General features: G+C 68.0%; 2 protein-coding genes. One reads left to right on the forward strand and one right to left on the reverse strand.

Annotated elements, in window-relative coordinates:
- The coding region (locus LQV45_RS27095) for an NAD(+) diphosphatase (protein WP_230009861.1) at window positions 1-740 on the reverse strand (740 nt) is incomplete at its 3' end.
- Between the two features lie 301 nt (window positions 741-1,041).
- Between LQV45_RS27095 and LQV45_RS27100 the strand changes: the two genes are divergently transcribed.
- Window positions 1,042-2,211, forward strand: a 1,170-nt coding sequence (locus LQV45_RS27100; protein WP_230009863.1) for a macrolide 2'-phosphotransferase, incomplete at its 3' end; no start/stop codon positions are given.

Genomic DNA, 2,211 nt, shown 5'->3' on the forward strand with positions numbered 1-2,211 from the left:
CCAAGGTACTGGGACGCGGTGACGCGGACCCCGACTTCCTCGCTGATTTCGCGCTGCACGGCCTGTTCGAGCGACTCCCCCGGTTCGACGAAGCCGGCGAGGGTCGAATAGTTCCGGGCGTCGAGTGGGCCGCCTCCGCCCAACAGCAGTCTCCCGTCGGGGCCCACCACGGTGACGATGATGGCCGGATCCGTCCGGGGGAAGTGCTCGGAGTTATCGGCCGGGCAGCGCCGGACCCAGCCACCGGCTTCCGGCTGCGTGGGAGTGCCGCAGCGCGGGCAGTGCGTGTGGGTGGAATGCCAGTTGGCGATGGCGCTGGCTTCGATGAACAGCGCAGTGTCCGTGGCGTTCAGGCGTGCCGCGACTTCGCGGAAACCCACCCACTGCGCATCGCTCGGAACGCCGGCCACGTGAGCCTCGAATTCCTCGGCCTGGACTTCGAACTGAAGCGGGAGGACAAAGAGGACAAGCTCGGTGCCGGCGTCGAGGTCCGAACCGGCCAGGGCGGAACCGAGGTAAATCACGTGTTCGGGAGCGTACGGGGTGTTGGCCAGGTGCCCGGAGAGCTCGGCCGCGTTGAGGAGCACGAGGCTGTTGCCGCTGACGAGGGCCTGCCTGCCGGAGAGCACCACGGCCTGCGCCGCGCCTGAACCGACCAGCTCCGCGAGCATTCCGGGTTTCACCCGCGCCGCGGATCCGCGGTCGATCAGGGCCGGGCGCACGGGAAGGACCGTCTCCATGAGGTGGTTTGCCGGCAGGAGATGCAGCGGCGGTGCCGCACCGTCGGATGCCGGGGATTCGGAGGGTGTTTGCTGTGATGCCGATGAAGATGCTGCTGACTCCGCAAGACTCATACACCCACCGTACTGACTCGGGCAGACAATTGACATTTGCCGACCATGCCGCCGGGCGCTCCACAGCATGTGCGGGACAGGCCGCCTGCCCCGGATTCAGCGCCTATTTCCCTCCGATTTGTCCCCGATCTCAAGACTCGCCGGAGTGCATCGCCGACTTGGGCGCCGCTCAATCTACCGTGGAAGGGTGAGAAGGAAACCAATCGAACTGGCAGCTGTAGCAACGGCGGCGGTACCCGGCCTGACCCCGACCGCCGTCAGCTCTGCGCCCGACGATCCGGCGGACTTCGACGCGGCCCTCCTGCTGGATTCTGAGGGCAAGCGTTGGCGCGTCCGCTCCCCCCGGCATGCCGAAGCGAGCGCCCGGCTGGAAACCGAATTCCTGGTGCTGCGTGCCTTCGCTCCCGGCATCCGGGCCGAGCTCCCGTTCCTCATGCCCACAGTGGCGGGAACGGTCCGGCAAGGCCAGCTCAGCACGTTTGTCTATTCGCACCTGGCCGGCGCCACCCGCTCCCTGGACGAGCTCAGCAACGGCTCTCCCGCGCTGGCCCGCGAAATCGGGGCGGCCCTGGCCGCGATCCATGACCTCCCACGGTCAATCGTGAGCAACGCCGATCTGCCCAGCTACACGCCCAACGAATTCCGCCAGCGGCGCCTCAATGAACTGGACCAGGCGGCCACGACCGGAAAAATCCCGCCGCTGCTGCTGCGGCGCTGGGAACACGCCATGGAAGACGTCTCGCTCTGGCGCTTCAATCCCTGCGTCGTTCACGGCGACCTCCACGAGGACAACCTGCTGGTCGAGGGTGAGCGTGTGACCGCAGTGACGGGCTGGACCGACCTGCGCATCGGTGACCCGGCGGACGACATGGCCTGGCTGGTCGCCTCCAACGAACAGGACTTTGTGAATGCGGTCCTGGATCACTACACCTCCAGCCGGCGCGACGCGCCCGATGCGCACCTGTTGCGGCGGGCCGCGCTCTCCGCCGAATTCGCCCTGGCGCAGTATCTGGTCAAGGGCATGGCCGCCGGCAACCAGGAAATGATCGACGAGGCGGAATCCATGCTCGCCACACTGGCCGAGGACGTGGCCGAACACGGCGGCCAGCCGATCAGCGTGGAACCGCTGCCGCAGCCGGTCGCGGCACCCGAACCCGGCACAGAACAAGCCATTGCCGACGCCGGTGCTCATGTCGATGCGCCGACGGTCCCGGCCGCGCCGGCCCCAGCGGCCAACGGGACGACGCCCGCCGTCAGCAAGGTCACGCTGCTGCCTATAGAGCCGGTCCCGGGCAGCGCTCCGGCTGATGATGCCACTGCCGGCATCAGTGCCAGGCCCGCTGTGCACGGCACGCCT

The organism is Microbacterium sp. Bi128 (assembly GCF_918698205.1).